Genomic DNA, 17723 nt, shown 5'->3' with positions numbered 1-17723 from the left:
GTCGTCGTGCCTGCTCTGAGGTCCCGTACCGTCACCCACGGCCGCAACATGGCGGGCGCCCGCGCGCTCATGCAGGCCTCCGGGGTAGCCCGCGAGGACTTCGGCAAGCCGATCATCGCGGTGGCGAACAGCTTCACCGAGTTCGTCCCCGGCCACACCCACCTCGCACCGGTCGGCCGGATCGTCTCCGAGGCCATCCACGCGGCCGGCGGCATCGCCCGCGAGTTCAACACGATCGCCGTCGACGACGGGATCGCGATGGGCCACGGCGGCATGCTCTACAGCCTGCCGTCGCGGGACCTGATCGCGGACTCGGTCGAGTACATGGTCGAGGCGCACTGCGCGGACGCGCTGGTCTGCATCTCGAACTGCGACAAGATCACCCCCGGCATGCTGAATGCCGCGCTCCGGCTGAACATCCCGACCGTGTTCGTCTCCGGCGGCCCGATGGAGGCCGGCCGGGCCACGCTGGTCGACGGCACGGTCCGCAAGCTCGACCTGATCGACGCGATGTCCGAGGCCGTCAACGAGAACGTCTCCGACGCCGACATCCTGCGGATCGAGGAGAACGCCTGCCCGACCTGCGGTTCGTGTTCGGGCATGTTCACCGCGAACTCGATGAACTGCCTGACCGAGGCGATCGGCCTCTCGCTGCCGGGCAACGGGTCCGTGCTCGCGACCCACACCGCCCGCCGCGCGCTGTACGAGAAGGCCGGCGAGACCGTCGTACAGATCACCAAGCGGTACTACGACAACGACGACGCGACCGTGCTTCCGCGCAACATCGCGACCAAGGAAGCCTTCGGGAACGCGATGGCGCTGGACATCGCGATGGGCGGATCGACCAACACGATCCTGCACCTGCTCGCGGCCGCGCAGGAGGCCGAGGTCGGCTTCGACCTCGACGACATCAACGCGGTCTCGCGCCGGGTCCCGTGCCTGGCCAAGGTCGCGCCGAACGTCGCCCCGGGCGGCACGTACTACATGGAGGACGTGCACCGCGCCGGCGGCATCCCCGCCATCCTCGGTGAACTGCACCGTGCCGGCCTGCTGAACGAGAACATCCACACCGTGCACAGCGACTCGATCGACGAGTGGCTGAAGACGTGGGACCTGCGCGGCGGTTCGCCGTCGCCGGAGGCGGTCGAGCTGTGGCACGCGGCGCCGGGGTGCGTGCGGTCGGCAACTGCCTTCTCGCAGTCGGAGCGCTGGGACACCCTCGACACCGACGCGGCCGGCGGGTGCATCCGCGACCTCGAGCACGCCTACTCCAAGGACGGCGGTCTCGCAGTACTGAAGGGCAACCTGGCCGTCGACGGCTGTGTCGTGAAGACGGCCGGCGTGGACGAGTCGATCTGGACGTTCGAGGGTCCCGCGGTGGTGTGCGAGTCGCAGGAGCAGGCCGTCGAGAAGATCCTGGCCAAGCAGATCCAGCCCGGCGACGTGGTCGTGATCCGGTACGAGGGCCCGAAGGGCGGTCCGGGCATGCAGGAGATGCTGTACCCGACCTCGTACCTGAAGGGCCGCGGTCTCGGCAAGGTCTGCGCGCTGATCACCGACGGCCGCTTCTCCGGCGGTACGTCGGGGCTCTCGATCGGCCACGCCTCACCCGAGGCGGCGGCGGGCGGGACGATCGCGCTGGTCCACGACGGCGACCAGATCCGCATCGACATCCCGAACCGCTCCATCGAGCTCCTGGTCGACGAGGCCGAGCTGACCGCCCGCCGCGACGCGCTGAACGGCGTCTACGCGCCCAAGAACCGCGAGCGGAAGGTCTCCGCGGCCCTTCGTGCGTACGCCGCGATGGCGACCAGCGCCGACCGCGGCGCCGTCCGGGACGTCTCCAAGCTGGGCTGATGCCCTGCGCAACTTCCCGGCAGTATCCGCACTGACGCATTGTGGCGGAACGGCGGCCAGGCGTAGCTTGGTCGCCAGGGGATGCCTGACCTGGGGAGGGGTCATGGGGGACGAGCGGGAGGAACGATTCCGTGCTGCGCTCGACGAGGGGCGCAAGCCGGCCGTGTTCATGTTCCAGCCGACGAGCTTCGAGCCGGTGACGCCGGAGCGGCTGTCGGAGTGGGAACGCAGCGTCCAGGAGGGCTTCGGCCTGAAGACGGACGGGTTCGAACGGGACCTGATGCTGCGATCCGCGTCGTGGTCGAACTGCGGCAACGGCCAGATCTGTGCCGACGACTCCGACTGGCACGAGTGAGAGGCCGGGGCGATGACGGAACCGAACGCGGGTAACAGCAAGCAGCCGGTGGTCTTCATGTACCAGCCGTCGCGGTTCGATCTGGTGCCGACGGACAAGCTGCACGAGTGGGAGCAGCGCGTCCGCGACGACGTCGGGCTCCCGGTGGAGTTCGCGCGCAACGGCGGCGGGTCGGAGTGCCTGTCCGCGACGCTGCCGAACGACTGCATGGACGACTGCGACTACCTGGCCGAATAGATGACCCGGCCGTCGATCGCGGTACTGACGTTCACCGATGATCTGCATGCCCTGGTCATCCAGGCATACCTCCGCCGCAACCGCGGCGCGCAGTGCGAGGTCGTCGAGGTGGACGCGATGGCGGATCGGCCCGGCGGACTGAGCTGGTCGACGGAACCGGGATTCGGTACGTCGGTGCCGACGCGCGACGGCGGCCGGCTCGATCTGGCCGGCTGCGACGCGATCTGGTTCCGGCGCTGGAACCATCCGCAGCGTGCCGGCCGGGAGCTGACCGAGCCCGCCCATCGGGAGGTCGTCGACGCGAGCTGTGCGAGCACCTTGATGGGGGCCTTGCGCAACGAGTTCGACGGACGCTGGGTGAGTCACCCGGACGCGACCCGGCGGGCCGAGAACAAGCTGATCCAGTTGCGTGCGGCCGCGGACGCGGGGTTCGTCGTACCGCGAACGCTGGTCAGCCAGGATCCGGCCGAGATCCGGCGCTTCTGCTCGGTGCTCGACGGACAGGTCATTCTGAAGGCGGTCCGCGGTACGCCGAGCAGCCAGCTCTACACGCTCCCGGTGACGCCCGAGCATCTGGCCGACGACGATGCGCTGCGGCTCTGCCCGACGATCTTCCAGGAGTACGTGCCCGGGACGCGGCACCTGCGGGTGTTGTGCTGCGGTACGACGCCGTACGCCGTGACCATCGATTCGCCGGATCTCGACTGGCGGCGGAATCTCGACGTACCGATCGAGGCGGTGACGCTGGATCCGCTGATCCAGCAGGCGCTGGCTCGGGTGCTGGAACTGCTGGACCTGCGCATGGGTGTGGTCGACCTCAAACTCGATCCCGACGGCCGGCCGGTCTGGCTCGAGCTGAACCCGCAGGGGCAGTTCCTGTTCGTGCAAGGCCTGACCGGTCTGGATCTCACCGCCGGCTTCGCCGACTTCCTGTACGACGAGGCCCTGAGCGGAGCCGTCAGAGCTCCAGATCGAACGCCAGGTTGATCGCCTCGGCCAGGAGCGGCTCCTGGTCTGGGTGCAGATGGCCGATCAGACGCCCGAGCTGCGCCTTGGGGATGGTCTGGATGTTGTCGCAGGAGATCGCGCTCGGATGATCGAGGCCGTTGTCCGGGCCGACCAGTACTTCGGTGGACAGGCCGCGGATCGTGCTGGTGATCGGCGCGACGGTGACGTTGGTGAGCCGCGGGCGGATCAGCTCGCGGGTCAGCACCACCACCGGCCGCGGTTTGTCGAGCCGGGCGATGTGCAGGGCGCGCATCAGTCGAGATCGCTGAGGACGGTGCCCGAGGCCGCGGTGGCGAGGCCGTCCAGGTCGTCGTACCCGCCGTGCTCGCTCAAGATCGCCAGGTCGCGGGCGGCCAGCTCGCGGCGGCGTTCACGCTCCATCGCCCGGGCGACCACGGACGCCCGGCTCGTCGCCTTGTCGGTGGCGACGAGCTCGTCCATGAAGTCGACCAGGTCGTCGGGCAGCCTGACCGTGATCTGTTTGCTCATACCAAGACCATACCGCTCTGGGATTCATTTCGGTAGGGTGGTCTGCCGCTCCATGTCAGTTGGGGGAGAGCGTGGACCAGCTGATCAGGTCGAACGCGGGAAGCGAGGGGAGCGCGGTGATCGCGGCCAGCTCGTTGTCGATCAGGCCGACCAGCTGGGCCAGGCGAGTGGTGACGTCGGCGGCCTCGAGGAGCTTCTGGCGGTCGGGGGTCATGAGCTTCATGGCCGCGGACATCAGGTAGGACAGGGTGCTGGGGTCGTCGGGCAGGTCACCCAGGTGGAGGCCTGGGCGGCTGATCTCGCTGACTGCCTCGGCGTACTTCCGGAACCGCTTGACCGCGACCATCGCCGTACCCAGCGGGTCGTCGCCGAGGTCGTCGTCCAGCCACTCGACGTCCGCGACCAGGTAGTCGCCGGTGCCGTCGAGCTCCGCGACCTTGAAGCGCCGGTTGCCGGTCAGCGTCACCTCGACCGGGCCGTCGTCGTCCGCGTCGAGCGTGATCTCGGAGATCGTCGCCGCGCATCCGGTCCCGTACAGCGACCGGAACACCCGCTCACCCAGCTCGTACCCGTCCCGGACGGCGAGTGCCCCGCACACCAGTTCGCCGCCGTTCTCGACCAGGTCGCGAACCACCGCGCGGCCCTGGACGTCGGTCACCGGAATCGGGAGCACCAGCCCGGGAAAGATCACCGTGTCGACAGTGAGCAACGGCAGGCGGGAGTCCATACAACGGAGCCTAGGGCATCCACTTGGGCATGACGCGCGGTGACGGCCCGGCTTGTGGATACGGCGCGTGACCCACGGGCCGTCACCACTAGACTGAACCCATGATTCGCCGCGTCGACCTGCGGGGCCGAGTGGCGGCCGGAGAGGTTACCGACCTCCAAGCCGAAGTGAATGCCCTCGTCCCCCGAGCCGTGTTCGACGTCGAGAAGGCTCTCGACGTCGTCCGACCCATCTGCCTGGACGTCCGCCATCGCGGCCTCGAGGCGATCAGGGAGTCCGGCGAGAAGTTCGACCATGTGCGCGTCGAGGACATCCGGGTCCCGGCCCATGCGCTGAAGACCGCGCTCGAGGAGCTCGACCCGGTGGTGCGCAGCGCCTTCGAGGAGTCGATCCGCCGCGTCCGCGAGGTCAGCCAGGACGAGCTCACCACCGACATCGCCTCCGAGCCCGCGCCCGGCGGGCGGGTGACCCAGCGGTTCGTCCCGGTCCAGCGGGTGGGCCTCTACGTCCCGGGCGGCCGTGCGCCGCTGGCCTCTTCAGTGGTCATGAACGTGGTCCCGGCCCAGGTCGCCGGCGTACCGTCCCTGGCTGTTGCATCCCCGCCGCAGAAGGATTTCGGTGGCCTGCCGCACCCGACGGTGCTCGCGGTCTGCGCGCTGCTCGGGATCGACGAGGTGTACGCGATGGGCGGCGCGCAGGCGATCGCCGGCTTCGCCTACGGCTTCGACGGTTGCCGCAAGGTCAACCTGATCACCGGACCGGGCAACATCTACGTCGTCGCCGCCAAGCGGTTCCTGCTCGGTGAGGTCGGCATCGACTCCGAGGCCGGTCCGACCGAGATCGCGATCCTGGCCGATGACAGTGCAGACCCGAAGCACGTGGCTGCCGACCTGATCAGCCAGGCCGAGCACGACCCGATGGCCGCGAGCGTCCTCGTCACACCGAGCGAGGCTCTCGCCGCAGCAGTCGAGGCCGAGCTGCCGACCCAGGTCGCGCAGACCAAGCACAGCGAGCGCGTCACCGAGGCCCTGACCGGTCAGCAGTCGGCCGTCGTACTGGTCGACGACCTCGACCAGGGCACCGCGGTCGTCGATGCGTACGCCGCTGAGCACCTCGAGATCCAGACCGTCGACGCGGAGGAGCGGGCCGGGCTGATCACCAACGCCGGCGCGATCTTCGTCGGCGGCTGGTCGCCGGTGTCACTCGGCGACTACTGCGCGGGCTCCAACCACGTCCTTCCGACGGCCGGTTGTGCCTGCCACTCGTCCGGCCTGTCCGTGCGCAGCTTCCTGAAGGCGGTTCACGTCGTCAACTACTCCCGCGACGCGCTGCACGAGGTCGCCGGCCACGTGCTCGCGCTCGCTCACGCCGAGGACCTTCCGGCCCACGGCGCCGCCGTTTCCGCCCGATTCCCCGGAGAGCACTGATGGGCCGTTTCGACGGGCTGCCGATCCGCGACGAGCTGAAGAGCTTCGAGCCGTACGGCGCCCCGCAGCTCGACGTACCCGTCCTGCTCAACGTCAACGAGAACCCGTACCCGGCGAGCGAGGAGACGGTCGCAGACATCGCCGCGGCGGTGGCGGTCGCCGCCCGTGGGATGAACCGCTACCCGGACCGCGAGTTCATGGACCTGCGCGCGGACCTCGCGGCGTACCTGGCCCGTGAGTCCGGCGCGCAGCTCGCCCCCGAGCAGATCTGGGCGGCGAACGGGTCCAACGAGGTCATGCTGCACATCCTCCAGGCCTTCGGCGGCCCGGGTCGTACGGCGCTGTCGTTCGCCCCGACGTACTCGATGTATCCGGAGTACGCCCGGGACACGAACACAGCCTGGGTGGCCGGCCGCCGGGCCGAGGACTTCACCCTCGACCCGAGCAAGGCGCTGGCCGCGATCTCCCGGCACCACCCGTCGGTCGTGCTGCTTGCCTCACCCAACAACCCGACCGGGACGGCGCTGCCGATCGAGGTGGTCGAGGCGATCGCAGCCCGGACGGCCGCGCTGGGTTCGGTGCTCTTGGTCGACGAGGCGTACGCCGAGTTCCGCCGCGCCGGGACGCCGAGCGCGGTGTCGCTGCTGCCGTCGTACCCGAATCTCGCCGTCGCGCGGACGATGTCGAAGGCGTTCGCCATGGCCGGCGGGCGGGTCGGATACCTTGCCGCGAGCAAGCAGTTCGTCGACGCGCTGCGGATCGTCCGGCTGCCGTACCACCTGTCCGCGGTGACGCAGGCGGTCGCGCGGGCCGCGTTGCGGCACTCCGACGAGCTGCTCGGCCGGGTCGAGCAGCTCCGGGTCGAGCGCGACGAGACCGTCGACTGGCTGCGGGCGCAGGGCCTGCGCGCGGTCGACTCCGACGCAAACTTCGTGCTGTTCGGCACGTTCGCCGACCGGCACGCGGTCTGGCAGACGTTGCTCGACGACGGCGTACTGATCCGCGAGACCGGACCGGACGGCTGGCTGCGGGTCTCGATCGGCACCGGCGAGGAGATGGCCGCGTTCCGCGCTTCACTCGAGCGCATCCTCAAGACAGACATTGGAAGGCTGACATGACGCGCACAGCCCGGATCGATCGGGAGACGAGCGAGTCCAAGGTCCTGGTCGAGCTCGACCTGGACGGCACCGGTCGCGCCGATATCTCAACAGGTGTTGGGTTCTACGACCACATGCTCAACGCGCTGGCCAAGCACGCCCTGCTCGACCTGCACGTGAACACGGTCGGCGATCTGGAGATCGACGCGCACCACACCGTCGAGGACACCGCGATCGGCATCGGCCAAGCCCTGAAGGAGGCGCTCGGCGACAAGCGCGGCATCCGGCGCTTCGGCGATGCGACCGTCCCGCTGGACGAGGCGCTCGTGCACTGCACCGTCGACCTGTCCGGCCGGCCGTACTGCGTCCACACCGGCGAGCCTGAAGGTCAGGTCTACGCGATCATCGGCGGCGACTACGCCGGTTCGCTGACCCAGCACGTGTTCGAGACGCTCGCGTTCAACGCCGCGATCTGCATCCACATCCGGGTGCTGTCCGGTCGCGACCCGCACCACATCGTCGAGGCGCAGTTCAAGGCGTTCGCTCGTGCGCTGCGCGCCGCCGCCGAGCTCGACCCGCGGCAGCCGGGCATCCCGTCCACCAAGGGTGCTCTGTGAGCAAGAAGGTCGTCCTGCTCGACTACGGCTCGGGGAACATCCGGTCGGGGGAGCGGGCGCTGCAACGCGTCGGCGCCGACGTGACGGTGACCTCGGACTTCGATCTGGCCTGCAACGCCGACGGCCTGCTGGTTCCGGGCGTCGGCGCGTTCGAGGCCTGCATGACCGGTCTGACCGCGGTCCGCGGAGATGTCGTGGTCGACCGCCGGCTGACCGGTAGCCGGCCCGTGCTCGGCATCTGCGTCGGCATGCAGATCCTGTTCGGCCGCGGTATCGAGCACGGTGTCGAGACCGACGGCTGCGGCCAATGGCCCGGCACCGTCGAGCGCCTGCAGCCCGAGGAGGCGCAGCCGGTCCCGCACATGGGCTGGAACACGGTCGACGTGCCGTCCGGCAGCACCCTGTTCGACGGCATCGAGAAGGACCGTTTCTACTTCGTCCATTCGTACGGCGTCCGTCGCTGGGAGCTCGTCGACACCCGCGAGTCGGTGTCCCCGCTGGTCACGTGGACGACGTACGGCGGAGACCGCTTCGTCGCCGCCGTCGAGAACGGCCCGCTGACCGCCACCCAGTTCCACCCGGAAAAATCCGGCGACGCCGGTGCCACCCTCCTGGAGAACTGGGTCCGCTCGCTGTGAACGAGTGACACTCGTTCACTTGCCGTTCGGTTGTTGTTTACCGTACGTTCACTGGTCACCACTGCTTGTCATCGAGCTAGGAGGCCGCCCATGTCCAACTCCCTGTCCAGACGTCAGTTCGTCGGCCGAGCTGCAGCCGCCGGTGTAGCGGTCAGCGTGGCCGGCTCGGTCGACGCGCTCTACTCCGCGCAGCCCGCGCTCGGCACGTCCGGCCCGAAGATCGGCTACGGCCCGCTGGTCGAGGACCCGGACGGCATGCTCGACCTGCCGCGCGGATTCAGCTACCGGATCCTGTCCCGCGAAGGCACGGTGCGGCCGGACGGGCTGCAGACGCCGAGCCGCTTTGACGGAATGGGGGTCTTCCCCGACCGCGACGGCGGATCCCGGCTGGTCCGCAATCACGAGTGCAGTCCGACCTCGGCGATCAAGGTGGTCGCTCCGGCCGAGCGGACCTACGACCCGGCCGCCGCCGGCGGCACGAGCACCCTGGTGGTGGACCGGCACAACGCGTCGACGAAGGAGTTCGTCAGCCTCGGCGGTACGGCGATCAACTGCTCCGGCGGGCACACGCCCTGGCGCACCTGGCTGACCTGCGAGGAGACCGAACTCAAGGCCGGTGAGAGCGGCTATACGAAGGACCACGGTTTCATCTTCGAGGTCGATCCGTACGACGATCGCCGCAACGTCGGCCCGGTCGCCCTGACCGCGATGGGCCGGTTCCAGCACGAGGCGGTCGCGATCGATCCGCGCACCGGCATCGTGTACGAGACCGAGGACGCCTTCGTCGCGCCACTCGGCGGCTTCTACCGATTCCTGCCCGATCGGCCAGGCGGCGGCTGGGGGACGCTCCGTGCCGGTGGTGAGCTGCAGGCGATGCACATCCCCGGTCTGCCGGACCTGTCCGTGGTCCAGGAGGCCGGCGCCGAGTTCCACGACGTGCAGTGGGTCAAGGTCCCGGATCCGCTGGCGACGACCGAGTCGGTCCGCGCGCAGGACTTCGCCAAGCCGATCACCGGCGGCTACAAGCTCGAGGGCTGCTGGTGGGGCGACCTGGACCGGTGCGTGTACTTCGTCTCGTCGTTCGCGCGGACCGAGCTCGGGCCGAAGGTGGACCACGACGGTCAGGTCTGGCGGCTCGACCCGCGCAAACGGACGCTCCGCCTCGAGGTGATCTTCACCCGGCCGAAGCCCGGCTCGGACGACCCGGAGTTCGATGCTCCGGACAACATCACGATGTCGCCGTACGGCGGTCTGATGATGTGCGAGGACGGTCTCGGCGAGCAGCACATCCTCGGCACCACCGAGGACGGCGAGGTGTTCAAGTTCGCGCGCAACCGGGTCAACCTCGGCACGCCCGAGGAGCCGTCGTACGGCGAACTCTCCGGGGTCGGCTTCTCCGCCGACGGCCGGACGATGTTCTTCAACGTCTACACGCCCGGGATCACGTATGCGATCACCGGGCCCTGGCGTCGCCGCCGTTAGGCCGCCGCGCCAGGAAAGGCCAGGGGCGCGCCGCCCCAGGTGAGCTGGCTGGTCGCAGTACCAAGTAGGGCCTCGATTGCCCACGCGCGGACGGCGGGTTGTTCGGCGGCCTCGACGAGGTCGCCGTACACCGCGGCGATCCGGCGCTCGATGAACAGGACCAGCGCGGTGGCCGTGGCGGCGTTCGTGACCGCTTGGGGCAGGTCGTACGCCGGTTCGGCCGCGGTCGGGGTCTCGCCGGCGGCGACGAGCAACGCGCTCAGGTGATCGCGGTTGTCGCGGTGCCGCGCGAACGTGTCGGTCGCCTCCTGGAACCGGGCGCCGTTGAGCTTGCCGCCGGCCACGCCCACGCCGTACAACGCCGCATGCTCACCGGCGAGAGCGGCCTGCAGGGCTTCGACCTGGTTCACGACCTGTCCTTCTTGTTCGGCGGGGTCAGCGTGGAGCTCAGCTGGGTCTGGGCGGCGGCGATCTCGGCAAGTAAGCGGGCCGGCGCGCCGGACAGCTTGGCTGCTGCGGCTGCGTTCGTGGCCGCAGCGATCGCCTCCTGCTTGGCGAGCGTCGTCAGCGCGGCAACGGAGGAGGTAGGCACGACAACGGCCTTTGCGGCCTTGGCCGCAACGCCCTCGGTCGCTTTCAGCTTCGCAAGATGACTCACGTGGTACTTCGCCCCGGCCGCGAGCTGGGCCCGCAGCGCGGGGAACTTGCGGCTCATGTTTGCGTAGAGCTGGGACAATTGAGTCACCTGGGTCGCTGCCAGAGTGAGCGCCGCGACGACCGCCGGGTCCACGGTCGGAGTCTCCTCGGCCGGGCCCTTCGAGGATGACGGCCCGCCGTTGACGGCACCCGGCGTACCGGCCCCGGCGGCAGCGTGGTCCTTGCAACCGGTCAGCGCGACGGCGCCGGGGACGAGGACGGCGGTCACGACGGCGGCGCGTCGGGTCAGGCGGCGTTCGAGCACGCCGGAACGATACCCGGTGACGCGCCGACACCTGCCTGGGACGAGCCGGTGACCCGCATCATCGGACCGGCCGGATATGGTGGGCTACTGCCCTTGGCGCGACCGCCGGGGGCTGGAACGGGTGCACAACTGGAGAGAGAGGCAGGTCAACCTGTGAGCCGAAAGCCAGACCACACGGACACCACGAGCCTCGAGAACTTCCTGCGGCCGATCGTCGAGCAGTTCGGCTGCGACCTGGAGGAGGCGGACGTCACCCCGGCCGGCCGCCGCAGGTTGCTGCGCGTGCTCGTCGACCGCGACGGCGGGATCAGCCTCGACGACGTCGCGGACGTTACCCGGGCCATCTCCAAGGCGCTCGACGCCGACGACATCATGGGCGACGGCGCGTACACGCTGGAGGTCTCGAGCCCCGGCGTCGACCGTCCGCTGACCCTGCCCCGGCACTGGCGCCGCAACGTCAGGCGCCTGGTCGCCGTCACGCTGAACTCCGGCGGCAAGGTGACCGGCCGGATCAAGTCCGCCTCCGAGGAGGCGGCCGAACTGGATGTGAACGGCAAGGCGCGCACCATCGCGTACGCCGACGTGGCCAAGGCCAAGGTCCAGATCGAATTCAACCGGGCTGCCGGCAACGACACTGAGCCATCTATTTCTGGTGGAGAAACACCTGCCGACGGCACGGTGGAGGAGAACTGACATGGACATCGACATGGCCGTACTGCGGTCGCTCGAACGCGAGAAGGACATCGCCCTCGAGGTCGTCGTCGAGGCGATCGAGGCGGCGCTGCTGGTCGCGTACCACCGCACCGAGGGCGCCCAGCAACACGCCCGGGTCGAGCTGGACCGCAAGACCGGGCACGTGACCGTGTTCGCGCGCGAGCTCGCCGAGGACGGCACGCTGGCCCGCGAGTACGACGACACCCCGGCCGACTTCGGCCGGATCGCGGCCACCACGGCCAAGCAGATCATCCTGCAGCGGCTGCGCGACGCCGAGGACGAGGTCCGGTACGGCGAGTTCTCCGGCAAGGAGGGCGACATCGTCTCCGGTGTCGTCCAGCAGGGCCGCGACCCGCGCTCGGTGATGGTCGACCTCGGCAAGATCGAGGCCGTGCTGCCGGCGCCCGAGCAGGTGCCGGGGGAGAAGTACGAGCACGGCTCCCGCCTGCGGGTGTATGTCGTCGGCGTCCGCAAGGGCTTCAAGGGCCCGCAGATCACGGTCAGCCGGACCCACCCGAACCTGGTCAAGAAGCTGTTCGCGCTCGAGGTCCCGGAGATCGCCGACGGAACGGTCGAGATCACCGCGATCGCGCGTGAGGCAGGTCACCGGACCAAGATCGCCGTCCGGACCCTGAACCCGTCGGTGAACGGGAAGGGCGCCTGCATCGGGCCGATGGGTCAGCGGGTGCGCAACATCATGCACGAGTTGCACGGCGAGAAGATCGACATCATCGACCACAGCGACGACCCGGCGACGTTCGTCGGGAATGCGCTGTCCCCGGCGCAGGTTACGTCTGTAGAGGTGATCGACGCCGCGGCCCGTGCGGCCCGCGTCGTCGTACCCGACTATCAGCTGTCGCTGGCGATCGGCAAAGAGGGGCAGAACGCCCGCCTCGCCGCCCGGCTCACCGGCTGGCGGATCGACATCCGGCCGGATACCGATGTGACGCCTGAGCCGGAGAAGGTAGACTGATCTCTCGGTCGGTCGACTGAGTCGCAACCACACCCTGAGGAATTAGTGATAGACGCGCGTCCTGGCAAGGTTCGGGAGCGCACCTGTATCGGGTGCCGGAAGCGGTCCAGTCCGACTGATCTGCTGCGGATGACGGTGTCCGGAGGACTTGTCCTCCCGGATCCCGGCTGTCGGGCACCTGGTCGTGGAGCGCACCTGCACCCCACGACGGAGTGCTTCGAGCTGGCTGTCCGGCGCAAGGCGTTCCCACGGGCCTTCCGGGTCCAGGGGCCGCTCGACGTCACCGGGCTGCACGACTACCTCGCGCAGCGTGATAATCAAGATGTACGCACGGTCTGACCGGACCGTGTGACCGACATGAAGGCGGGTCATCGACTCATGACCACTCGATGAGTGTCGAACGATGAGTGCAATGCGATGAGCATGTACGTCAACTAACGGTCCGCGCCCCAGGCTCGGACCAGAGGGAGAGTAGTGGCAAAGGTCCGGGTCTACGAGCTCGCGAAAGAGCTCGGAGTTACCAGCAAGGTCGTTCTGACCAGGCTGAACGACATGGGAGAGTTCGTCCGATCGGCGTCCTCGACGATCGAGGCACCCGTCGTACGACGGTTGGCGGAAGAGTTCGAGAAGAACCCGCCGAAGAAGCGCGCGGCCAAGAAGGCCGCCGCAAGCACGTCTGCCGCGCCGCAGGCGACCGCACCGGTCGCGCCTGCCGCTCCGGCACAGAGGCCGGCCCAGCCGGCTACCCCGAAGGCTCCGGCGGAGCGCCCCGCGCCCGTCGCCGAGTCGGCTCCTGCCCCCGTCGCCGAAGCTCCGGTGACCAGGGCCGAGTCTGCTCCGGTGGTCGAGTCCGCGCCGGCCGCGGCGTCGGCCCCGGCGAAGGCTGCTCCGGCACCGGGCGCAAGGCCTGGTCCGCGTCCGGGCCCGAAGCCGGGTCCGCGTCAGAGCGCTCCGGCTGAGACCGCTCCGGTCGAGGCTGCTCCGGTCGAGGCTGCACCGGTCGAGTCCGCTCCGGCGGCGAAGGCCGAGTCCCCGGCGTCCCCGGCGACCCCGTCGTTCGAGGCTCCGGCCGCAGCGGCATCGACTCCGGAGGCTCCGGCTCCCGCCCCCCGTCGTACGGGTGGCGAGTCCGCGGGTCGTCCCGGGCCGCGTCCGGCGACGCCGGGCTCCCCGCGTCCGGGCGGCCAGGGCGGCGCTCCGCGTCCGGGTGGTCAGGGTTCTGCTCCGCGTCCGGGTGCGCCCCGTCCGGGTGGTGCCCCGCGTCCGGGTGCACCTCGTCAGGGCGGCCAGGGCGGCGGCCCGCGTCCGGGCGCTCCGCGTCCGGGCAACAACCCGTTCAGCTCGACCCAGGGCATGCAGCGCGGTGGCGCGCGTCCGGGTCAGGGCGGTGGCGGTGGCGACCGGCAGGGCGCTCCGAGCCCGGCCGGTATGGCCCCGCGTCCGCCGCAGGGTCGTGGCGGCAACGACCGCGACCGCGGTGGTAACGACCGGCCGCGCCCGAGTGGTGTGCCTGGCGCTCCGCGCCCCAACCCGGCGATGATGCCGAAGTCGTCTGCCGGCACGTTCACCGGCCGCCCGAGCGGTCCTGGTGGCGGCGGTGGCGGTGGAGGCCGCGGCGGAGGCGGCGGCGGTCGTCCCGGCGGCGGTCCGGCTGCCGGTCCGCGCGGTGGCGGCGGCGGCGCCGGCGGCGGTTTCCGTCCCGGTGGCGGTCCGAGCGGCCCGCCCGGTGGCGGCGGTGGCCGTCCGGGTCCGGGCAACCGGGGTCGTGGCGGGACACAGGGCGCCTTCGGGCGTCCGGGTGGTCCGGCGCGTCGTGGCCGCAAGTCGAAGCGCGCGAAGCGCCAGGAATTCGACAACATGCAGGCTCCGGCGGTCGGCGGCGTCCGCGTCAAACACGGTGACGGCGAGGTTGTCAGGCTTCCTGCCGGCGCGTCGCTGACGGACTTCGCCGAGAAGGTCGGAGTCGACCCGGCGTCGCTCGTCCAGGTGCTGTTCCACCTCGGCGAGATGGTGACCGCGACCCAGTCGGTCAACGAGGAGACGCTGGAACTGCTCGGCACCGAGCTGAACTACGACGTCCAGCTGGTCTCGCCCGAGGACGAGGACCGCGAGCTGCTGCAGTCGTTCGACATCGACTTCGGTTCCGACGAAGGCGACGAGGACGACCTGGCGCCGCGGCCGCCGGTGGTGACCGTCATGGGTCACGTCGACCACGGTAAGACCAAGCTGCTGGACGCGATCCGGATGGCGAACGTCGTTGCCAAGGAAGCCGGCGGTATCACCCAGCACATCGGCGCCTACCAGGTGACGACCGAGGTCGACGGCGAAGAGCGTGCCATCACCTTCGTCGACACCCCGGGTCACGAGGCGTTCACCGCCATGCGTGCCCGTGGTGCGCAGGCCACCGACATCGTCATCCTGGTGGTCGCGGCCGACGACGGCGTGATGCCGCAGACGATCGAGGCGCTGAACCACGCCCGGGCGGCGAACGTCCCGATCGTGGTCGCGGTGAACAAGATCGACGTCCCGAGTGCGGACCCGGCCAAGGTGCGCGGTCAGCTGACCGAGTACGGCCTGGTGCCCGAGGAGTACGGCGGCGACACGATGTTCGTCGACGTCTCGGCGAAGTCCCGGATCAACATCGACGGGCTGCTCGAAGGTGTCGTGCTGACCGCGGACGCGGCGCTCGACCTGCGGGCCAACCCGAAGATGCACGCCGAGGGCATCGCGATCGAGGCGAACCTCGACAAGGGCCGTGGTCCGGTGGCGACCGTGCTGGTTCAGCGCGGCACGCTCCGGGTCGGCGACTCGATGGTGGTCGGTCCGGCGTACGGCCGGGTCCGGGCCATGCTCGACGAGCACGGCAACAACGTCGAGGAGGCGACCCCGTCGCGTCCGGTCCTGGTGCTCGGTCTGACCGCCGTGCCGGGTGCGGGCGACAAGTTCCTGGTGGTCGACGACGACCGCAGGGCCCGGCAGATCGCCGAGAAGCGTGAAGCCCGTGCCCGTGCGGCCGCCAACGCCAAGCGTCGCGCCCGCCGTACCCTCGAGGACTTCATGGCCTCGATGGAGAAGGGTGAGGCCCAGGAGCTGCTGCTGATCCTCAAGGGCGACGTGTCCGGTTCGGTCGAGGCGCTGGAAGACGCGCTGGTCCGGATCGAGGTCGGCGACGAGGTGAATCTTCGGATCATCGACCGCGGTGTCGGTGCGATCAACGAGAACGACGTCAACCTGGCCATCGCGTCGAACGCCGTCATCATCGGCTTCAACGTGCGGCCGGCGGGCAAGGCCGGTGACCTGGCCGAGCGCGAGGGCGTGGATGTCCGGTACTACTCGGTCATCTACTCGGCGATCGACGACATCGAGGCCGCCCTGAAGGGCATGCTCAAGCCGATCTACGAGGAGGTCACTCTCGGCCAGGCGGAGATCCGCGAGATCTTCCGCTCCTCGAAGGTGGGCAACATCGCCGGTTGCTGGGTGACCAGCGGCCTGCTGAAGCGCAACGCGAAGGTCCGGTTGATCCGGGACGGCGCCGTGGTCGTCGACAACACCGAGTTGTCGTCGCTGAAGAGGTTCAAGGACGACGCGTCCGAGGTCCGCGAGGGCTTCGAGTGCGGTCTGACCATCAACAACTTCAACGACATCAAGATCGGTGACGTCGTCGAGGCGTTCGAGCTCCGCGAGAAGCCGCGCAGCTGATAGTTCGGTGACGGCCCGGGCCGGCCGAAACGTGCTGGTCCGGGCCGTCGGAGTAACGTCCGGGGAGACGGTGTTCTCCCCGGACGTACTCATGAATGAGGGAGTGAGCCCTGATGGGTGAAGCAAGGGCGAAGCAGCTGGCCGATCGGATCCAGGTGCTCGTCGCGGAGCTGCTCGAGCGCCGGGTCAAGGACCCGCGGCTGGGTTTCGTCACGGTGACGGATGCCCGGCTGACCGGCGACCTGCGCGAGGCCAGCGTCTTCTACACGGTGTACGGCGACGAGCAGGCGCGCGCGTCGACCGCCGCGGCGCTGGAGTCGGCCAAGGGCCTGATCCGCAGCGAGGTCGGCAAGGCGCTGGGGCTGCGGCACACGCCGAGCGTGGCGTTCTTCCTGGACGCCGTCCCGGAGAACGCCGGGCAGATCGAGGAGCTGCTGGCCAAGGCCCGCGAGGCCGACGCCGAGGTGGCCAAGTCCGCAGTGGGCGCCAAGCCGGCCGGCGACGCGGATCCGTACAAGCGCAAGTCCGAGGACGACGAGGACGACGAGGACTGAGTGGCTGACTTCACCCCGGCATCCGACGGGATCGTCGTCGTCGACAAGCCGGGCCGGATGACGTCGCACACCGTTGTCGCCCGGATCCGCCGGCTGGCAGGCACCCGCAAGGTGGGTCACGCCGGCACGCTGGACCCGATGGCGACCGGTGTGCTCGTGGTCGGCCTCAACCGGGCCACCCGGCTGCTCGGCCATCTCCAGTTGGCGGACAAGTCGTACGACGCGACGATCCGCCTCGGCGCGACCACCACCACGGACGACGCCGAGGGGGAGATCGTGTCGACCTTCCCGGTCGACGGCGTGACCGCTGAAGCGATCTCGGCGGCCGTGGACGGCTTCCGCGGGGAGATCTCGCAGGTGCCGTCGAAGGTGTCCGCGATCAAGGTCGACGGCAAGCGCGCGTACGAACGTGTCCGGGCGGGCGAGGAGGTCGCGCTCAAGGCTCGTGCCGTCACGGTCTCGCGGTACGACATCCTCGACGTCCGGGTCGGCGCCGACGCGATCGACGTGGACGTGTCGGTCGACTGTTCCAGCGGCACATACATCCGGGCGCTTGCCCGCGATCTCGGCGCCGAGCTCGGCGTCGGCGGTCACCTGACCGCGCTGCGTCGCACCCGGGTCGGCTCGTTCGACCTGAAGGCGGCCCGCAGCCTGGAGTCGTTGGCCGATTCCTTCGACTGGCTGCCGATCGCGGATGTTGCCGCCGGCACCTTTCCTCGGTACGACGCCGACGACGCCCAGGCCGCCGCGATCCGGACCGGACGTCCGCTGCCAGGCCTCAACCTCGAGCCGGGACAGACCGCGATGTTCGACCCCACGGGCACCTTCCTGGCGCTCTACGAACCGCACGGACCGATCGCCAAACCCACCGCCGTCTTCGTCAGCTGA

20 protein-coding genes are annotated in these 17723 nt (G+C 69.7%); 15 read left to right on the top strand and 5 right to left on the bottom strand.

What is annotated here, in order from left to right:
- Nucleotides 1–6 precede the first annotated feature (6 nt).
- The 4 genes from ilvD to EV645_RS25990 all read left to right on the top strand — a co-directional run bounded on the left by ilvD (nt 7) and on the right by EV645_RS25990 (nt 3436).
- Nucleotides 7–1857, top strand: coding sequence for a dihydroxy-acid dehydratase (gene ilvD / locus EV645_RS26005; protein WP_130446641.1), 1851 nt, complete (start codon nt 7–9; stop codon nt 1855–1857).
- A gap of 103 nt (nt 1858–1960) precedes the next feature.
- The gene (locus tag EV645_RS26000) at nt 1961–2212 is read left to right on the top strand and encodes a hypothetical protein (RefSeq protein ID WP_130446640.1); all 252 of its coding nucleotides are present in this window, start codon (nt 1961–1963) and stop codon (nt 2210–2212) included.
- A 12-nt stretch (nt 2213–2224) separates the two neighbouring features.
- Nucleotides 2225–2449 carry a hypothetical protein gene (locus EV645_RS25995; protein WP_130446639.1) on the top strand — a complete coding sequence of 75 codons (225 nt, stop codon included), beginning with the start codon at nt 2225–2227 and terminating at the stop codon, nt 2447–2449.
- Nucleotides 2450–3436, top strand: coding sequence for an ATP-grasp domain-containing protein (locus EV645_RS25990; RefSeq protein WP_130446638.1), 987 nt, complete (start codon nt 2450–2452; stop codon nt 3434–3436).
- On the opposite strand, the gene EV645_RS25985 is transcribed toward EV645_RS25990, so the two are convergent.
- The 3 genes from EV645_RS25985 to EV645_RS25975 are packed head-to-tail and all read right to left on the bottom strand — an operon-like array spanning nt 3408 to nt 4673.
- Complete coding sequence (locus EV645_RS25985; RefSeq protein WP_130446637.1) at nt 3408–3710, bottom strand: type II toxin-antitoxin system PemK/MazF family toxin; 303 nt, start codon at nt 3708–3710, stop codon at nt 3408–3410. The two genes, EV645_RS25990 and EV645_RS25985, sit on opposite strands and share 29 nt — an antisense overlap.
- A complete protein-coding gene (locus tag EV645_RS25980; RefSeq protein ID WP_130446636.1) occupies nt 3710–3946 on the bottom strand; it encodes a ribbon-helix-helix domain-containing protein in 237 nt (78 codons plus the stop codon). Before EV645_RS25980 ends, EV645_RS25985 begins: the two co-directional genes overlap by 1 nt.
- A gap of 55 nt (nt 3947–4001) precedes the next feature.
- Nucleotides 4002–4673, bottom strand: coding sequence for an LON peptidase substrate-binding domain-containing protein (locus EV645_RS25975; RefSeq protein WP_130446635.1), 672 nt, complete (start codon nt 4671–4673; stop codon nt 4002–4004).
- A 101-nt stretch (nt 4674–4774) separates the two neighbouring features.
- On the opposite strand from EV645_RS25975, the gene hisD reads away from it, so the two are divergent.
- The 5 genes from hisD to EV645_RS25950 all read left to right on the top strand — a co-directional run bounded on the left by hisD (nt 4775) and on the right by EV645_RS25950 (nt 9934).
- Entirely contained in the window at nt 4775–6100 is a 1326-nt protein-coding gene (gene hisD / locus EV645_RS25970; protein WP_130446634.1) for a histidinol dehydrogenase, read from the top strand.
- A complete protein-coding gene (locus EV645_RS25965) occupies nt 6100–7218 on the top strand; it encodes a histidinol-phosphate transaminase (RefSeq protein WP_130446633.1) in 1119 nt (372 codons plus the stop codon). Before hisD ends, EV645_RS25965 begins: the two co-directional genes overlap by 1 nt.
- The gene (gene hisB, locus EV645_RS25960) at nt 7215–7814 is read left to right on the top strand and encodes an imidazoleglycerol-phosphate dehydratase HisB (RefSeq protein ID WP_130446632.1); all 600 of its coding nucleotides are present in this window, start codon (nt 7215–7217) and stop codon (nt 7812–7814) included. Before EV645_RS25965 ends, hisB begins: the two co-directional genes overlap by 4 nt.
- Nucleotides 7811–8452, top strand: a complete 642-nt coding sequence (hisH, locus tag EV645_RS25955) for an imidazole glycerol phosphate synthase subunit HisH (RefSeq protein ID WP_130446631.1) — start codon at nt 7811–7813, stop codon at nt 8450–8452. Before hisB ends, hisH begins: the two co-directional genes overlap by 4 nt.
- A gap of 90 nt (nt 8453–8542) precedes the next feature.
- Nucleotides 8543–9934 carry an alkaline phosphatase PhoX gene (locus EV645_RS25950; protein WP_130446630.1) on the top strand — a complete coding sequence of 464 codons (1392 nt, stop codon included), beginning with the start codon at nt 8543–8545 and terminating at the stop codon, nt 9932–9934.
- On the opposite strand, the gene EV645_RS25945 is transcribed toward EV645_RS25950, so the two are convergent.
- Nucleotides 9931–10344 carry a ferritin-like domain-containing protein gene (locus EV645_RS25945; RefSeq protein WP_130446629.1) on the bottom strand — a complete coding sequence of 138 codons (414 nt, stop codon included), beginning with the start codon at nt 10342–10344 and terminating at the stop codon, nt 9931–9933. The genes EV645_RS25950 and EV645_RS25945 overlap by 4 nt on opposite strands.
- On the bottom strand, nt 10341–10895 hold the full coding sequence (locus EV645_RS25940; protein ID WP_130446628.1) for a cell division protein FtsK: 555 nt from the start codon (nt 10893–10895) through the stop codon (nt 10341–10343). The genes EV645_RS25945 and EV645_RS25940 overlap by 4 nt, the downstream gene beginning before the upstream one ends.
- A 153-nt stretch (nt 10896–11048) precedes the next feature.
- On the opposite strand from EV645_RS25940, the gene rimP reads away from it, so the two are divergent.
- The 6 genes from rimP (at nt 11049) to truB (ending at nt 17723) form a co-directional block, all read left to right on the top strand.
- Nucleotides 11049–11588, top strand: coding sequence for a ribosome maturation factor RimP (rimP, locus tag EV645_RS25935; RefSeq protein ID WP_130446627.1), 540 nt, complete (start codon nt 11049–11051; stop codon nt 11586–11588).
- 1 nt (nt 11589) lies between these two features.
- A complete protein-coding gene (gene nusA / locus EV645_RS25930; RefSeq protein WP_130446626.1) occupies nt 11590–12582 on the top strand; it encodes a transcription termination factor NusA in 993 nt (330 codons plus the stop codon).
- A 45-nt stretch (nt 12583–12627) separates the two neighbouring features.
- Complete coding sequence (locus EV645_RS25925) at nt 12628–12921, top strand: YlxR family protein (protein WP_130446625.1); 294 nt, start codon at nt 12628–12630, stop codon at nt 12919–12921.
- A gap of 135 nt (nt 12922–13056) precedes the next feature.
- Nucleotides 13057–16281 (top strand): translation initiation factor IF-2, encoded by a 3225-nt coding sequence (gene infB, locus EV645_RS25920; protein ID WP_130446624.1) that lies wholly within the window; start codon nt 13057–13059, stop codon nt 16279–16281.
- 113 nt (nt 16282–16394) lie between these two features.
- Nucleotides 16395–16835: a 30S ribosome-binding factor RbfA gene (rbfA, locus tag EV645_RS25915; protein ID WP_198681864.1), complete on the top strand. Its 441-nt coding sequence runs from the start codon at nt 16395–16397 to the stop codon at nt 16833–16835.
- A complete protein-coding gene (gene truB, locus EV645_RS25910) occupies nt 16836–17723 on the top strand; it encodes a tRNA pseudouridine(55) synthase TruB (RefSeq protein WP_277877096.1) in 888 nt (295 codons plus the stop codon).

Source organism: Kribbella rubisoli (assembly GCF_004217145.1).
In the GTDB taxonomy this organism is placed as follows: domain Bacteria; phylum Actinomycetota; class Actinomycetes; order Propionibacteriales; family Kribbellaceae; genus Kribbella; species Kribbella rubisoli.
This window is presented reverse-complemented; position numbering and strand designations above follow the sequence as displayed.

Bases quoted from the DNA above. Each gene is read 5' to 3' on its own strand.
- nusA (WP_130446626.1), top strand. From the start codon at position 11,590: ATGGACATCGACATGGCCGTACTGCGGTCGCTCGAACGCGAGAAGGAC.
- EV645_RS26000 (WP_130446640.1), top strand. From the start codon at position 1,961: ATGGGGGACGAGCGGGAGGAACGATTCCGTGCTGCGCTCGACGAGGGG.
- hisD (WP_130446634.1), top strand. From the start codon at position 4,775: ATGATTCGCCGCGTCGACCTGCGGGGCCGAGTGGCGGCCGGAGAGGTT.
- rbfA (WP_198681864.1), top strand. From the start codon at position 16,395: ATGGGTGAAGCAAGGGCGAAGCAGCTGGCCGATCGGATCCAGGTGCTC.
- EV645_RS25965 (WP_130446633.1), top strand. From the start codon at position 6,100: ATGGGCCGTTTCGACGGGCTGCCGATCCGCGACGAGCTGAAGAGCTTC.
- EV645_RS25950 (WP_130446630.1), top strand. From the start codon at position 8,543: ATGTCCAACTCCCTGTCCAGACGTCAGTTCGTCGGCCGAGCTGCAGCC.
- EV645_RS25980 (WP_130446636.1), bottom strand. From the start codon at position 3,946: ATGAGCAAACAGATCACGGTCAGGCTGCCCGACGACCTGGTCGACTTC.
- EV645_RS25975 (WP_130446635.1), bottom strand. From the start codon at position 4,673: ATGGACTCCCGCCTGCCGTTGCTCACTGTCGACACGGTGATCTTTCCC.
- EV645_RS25995 (WP_130446639.1), top strand. From the start codon at position 2,225: ATGACGGAACCGAACGCGGGTAACAGCAAGCAGCCGGTGGTCTTCATG.
- EV645_RS25990 (WP_130446638.1), top strand. From the start codon at position 2,450: ATGACCCGGCCGTCGATCGCGGTACTGACGTTCACCGATGATCTGCAT.
- hisB (WP_130446632.1), top strand. From the start codon at position 7,215: ATGACGCGCACAGCCCGGATCGATCGGGAGACGAGCGAGTCCAAGGTC.
- EV645_RS25985 (WP_130446637.1), bottom strand. From the start codon at position 3,710: ATGCGCGCCCTGCACATCGCCCGGCTCGACAAACCGCGGCCGGTGGTG.